Origin of the sequence: Tahibacter harae (assembly GCF_024437735.1) — a bacterium.
Classification (GTDB): Bacteria; Pseudomonadota; Gammaproteobacteria; order Xanthomonadales; family Rhodanobacteraceae; genus Tahibacter; species Tahibacter harae.
Map to the genome: position 1 here is coordinate 1 of NZ_JANFQO010000061.1, position 3,775 is coordinate 3,775.

Genomic DNA, 3,775 nt, shown 5'->3' on the forward strand with positions numbered 1-3,775 from the left:
GGCCGCGACGGCACCGGCGGCAGCCGCCGGCGCGGCCCGCGCCGTGCCGCTGCACGCCACGCGGCTGTCCGCCGCGACCGCGGCCGCGGCGCCGGCGGCGGCCGACAGCACCATCGCGATCATCGGCATGAGCGGCCGCCTGCCGCTGGCCGACGACGCCGACACGTTCTGGCGCAATCTGCTGGCGGGCCGCGACTGCATCCGCGAAGTGCCGGCCGAACGCTGGGACTGGCGCGCGATCTACGGCGATCCGCTGACCGAAGGCGACCGCACCCGGGTCAAATGGGGCGGCTTCATCGACGGTCTCGGCGATTTCGACCCGCTGTTCTTCGGCATCGCCCCGCGCGACGCCGAATTGATGGACCCGCAGCACCGGCTGCTGCTGACCCACGCCTGGCTCGCGTTCGAGGACGCCGGCTATGCGCCGTCGCAACTGGCCGGCAGCAACACTGCCGTGTTCGTCGGCATCGGCGACTGTGGCTACGGCGGGCTGATCGCCAGCACCGCGGCGCCGATAGAAGGCGCCAGCGCAACCGCGACCGCGCCGTCGATAGGGCCCAGCCGGGTCAGCTACTTCTTCGATCTGCACGGCCCCAGCGAGCCGGTGGACACGGCCTGTTCCAGCGCGCTGATCGCGCTGCACCGCGCCGTGCACAACCTGCAGTCGGGCCAGTGCGAGCTGGCCCTGGCCGGCGGCGTCAACGCCATGGTCACGCCGTGGGTGCACATCAGCTTCAGCAAGGCCGGCATGCTGTGCGAGGACGGCCGCTGCAAGACCTTCTCCGCCGCCGCCAATGGCTATGTGCGCGGCGAGGGCATAGGCCTGTTCGTGCTCAAGCCGCTGGCCGCCGCCGAACGCGACGGCGACAACATCCTCGGCCTGGTGCGCGCCAGCGGCGTCAACCACGGCGGCCGCGCCAGTTCGCTGACCGCGCCGAACACCAAGGCCCAGGCCGAGCTGATCCGCTCGGTCTACAGCCGCGCCGGGCTGGATCCACGCAGCATCGGCTACCTCGAAGCGCATGGCACCGGCACGCCGCTGGGCGATCCGGTCGAGGTCAATGCGCTCAAGGCCGCCTTCGCCGACCTGTATGCGGCCGTGCCCGGCGCCGCGGCTGCGCCGACCTGCGCGCTGGGCTCGGTCAAGACCAATATCGGCCACCTCGAATTCGCCGCCGGCGCGGCGAGCGTGCTCAAGGTGCTGCTGCAACTGCGCCACCGCACCCTGGCGCCCAGCCTGCACTGCGCCACGGTCAATCCGTACATCGACTTCAGCGGCAGCCCGTTCCGCCTGGTGCCCGCGGCCGAACCCTGGACCGCGCTGACCGACGCGGACGGCCGCGAACTGCCGCGCCGGGCCGGCATCAGCTCGTTCGGCTTCGGCGGTGCGAATGCGCACGTGGTGATCGAGGAATACCGGCCGCCGGCGCGAACCGCGGCGAACGCGCCGGCAACGGTCGCGATCCCGCTGTCGGCGCGCACCCCGGCACTGCTGCTGCAGCGCTGCCGCAGCCTGCGCGACGCCGTGCACGATGCGGCGATCGACGCCGCCGGGCTGGCCGATATTGCCTACACCTTGCAGGTCGGACGCGAGCCGATGGAGCAGCGCCTGGGCCTGCTCGTCCGCTCGGCCGCCGATCTGGCCGCCCAGCTGGAACAGGTGCTGGCTGGCGCGCTGCCGGCCGGCGCCGTGCGCGGCGAGGTCAAGCGGCCGCGCGATTCGCTGCAGGCCGCCGCCAGCCCCGAGCTGCGCCAGAACCTGGCGCGCTGGCAGGCCGCCGGCGATCTGGCCGCGCTGCTGCAGGCCTGGGCCGGCGGCGCCGCGCCGGACTGGCGCGTGCTGTACGGCGCCTTCGCGCCGCGCCGCGTTTCGCTGCCGGGCTATGCGTTTGAACTGCAGCGCTACTGGGTGCCGCAGGCAGAACCGCCGCCGCCGGGTGCGGCGGCACCGGTTCCGGCTGCCGCGCATTCGGCGGCGGTCGCGGCCATTCCGGCGCGCGCGGCGGAAACCGCGCCGGTGGCGGAAATCCTGCTGTTCTCGGAACAGTGGCAGCCGGCCGCCGCCGGCGAACCGGCCGCGGGCGTGCCGCCGCGCCGGCTGGTCTGCGTGCTGGCCGACGCCGCTGCCGAGGCGCCGCTGCGCCAGGTCTTTGCTGCGCTGGCGCCATCGCTGGAATTGCACTGCGTGCCTGCTGCCGGCAGCGGCGACGCGGCCGCGGCGACCTATGCCGCCGCGTTCGGCGCGCTCGCCCGCGACGGCGCGATCGACGCCGTGCTCGCGTTGCAGACGCTGACCGACACCGCCGCGACCGCGGCGCCGGCCCAGGCCAGCCTGATGCAAGGTCTGCTGCAGGCCGGGCAGGGCCGCGCCAAGGTGCTGATCGCCGCCGCGGCCGATACGGCAGCGGGGCGCCTGGCCGCCGAATCGCTGGTCGGATTCGAGCGCAGCCTGGGACGCCAGGACCCGCTGCGGGTCGCCGTGCTCGGCCACGAGCGGGCGGGCCGCTCCTGGCAGGACTGGGCGCACAGCGCCTGGGCCGAACTGGGCCTGGCCGCGTTCGAGAGCAGCCTGCACGGCGCCGGCGGCCGCCGCGTGCTGCGCCGCATCGAACGGGTGCCGCAGCCGGCCGCGCCGCCGCTGCGCCGCGGCGGCAGCTATCTGATTACCGGCGGGGCCGGCGGCCTTGGCCTGTTGCTGGCCGAACATCTGGCGCAGCATTACCAGGCACGCCTGATCCTGACCGGACGCCGCCCGCCGGACGCCGCGCGCCAGGCGCGGCTGGACGCCCTGCGCGCGCAGGGCAGCGAAATCCACTTCGTCCAGGCCGATGTGACCGATGCCGGAGCCCTGCGCGGCGCGCTTGCGCTGGCCGGGCCGGACGGTCTGGCCGGCGTATTCCATGCGGCCGGCGTCGCCGCGCTGCCGCTGCCGCTGGCCCAGTTGCCGCTGGCGCATTTCGGCGCGGTGCTGGCGCCCAAGCTTGCCGGCACCGACGCGCTGTATGCCGCACTGGACGGGCTGAGCCTGGACTTCGTCTGCCTGTTCTCGTCCTCGGCCGCGGTGCTCGGCGATTTCGGCTCGGCCGATTACGCCATTGCCAACCGCTACCTCGCCGCGCGCGCGGCCGACTGGCGCGCGCAGCGGCCGGCACAGCCGGCCACGGCCGTGCTGTGGCCGTTGTGGCAGGACGGCGGCATGGGCGCGGACGCCGCGGCGACCGCGCTGTACCTGAAATCCAGCGGCCAGGCCGCGCTGAGCACCGCCGCCGGCCTGGACCTGCTGCCGCGTCTGCTGGCCCAGTCCTGGCCGCACAGTCTGGTGCTCTGCGGTGAACCCCGGCGCCTGCGCGCGCTGGCCGGCACCGCGCCGTCCGCCGTGGGGCCGGCATTCGCGCCGCCGGCCGATGGGCCGCACCGCCGCGCGGAATACGAAGGGCTGAGCCTGGAGCAGTGCGCGCTGGCCGATCTCAAGGCCATGGCGGCCAGCCTGCTCAAGCTCGGCGTGGAGCGCCTGCACGAGCAGGAGAACCTGGCCGACTTCGGTTTCGATTCGATCAGCCTGGCGGAATTCGCCCGGCGCATCTCGGCGCGCTACGCGATCAGCGTGGTGCCGTCGCTGTTCTTCAGCCACGCCAGCCTGGGCGCGCTCGCGGCGCACCTGGCCCAGGCGCAGGCCGGGGCGCTGGCCGCGCACTACGCCGCGCCGGCGCCGGTGCAGCCGCAGGCCGCTGCGCCGGCCGCCGTGCCGCGTCCGCTGCCGCTGCCGCTGGCCGCC

The 3,775-nt window shown here is 74.7% G+C and carries 1 protein-coding gene; it reads left to right on the forward strand.

What is annotated here, in order from left to right:
- On the forward strand, positions 1-3,775 hold a 3,775-nt coding region (locus NM961_RS23730; RefSeq protein WP_255916907.1), incomplete at both ends, for a beta-ketoacyl synthase N-terminal-like domain-containing protein.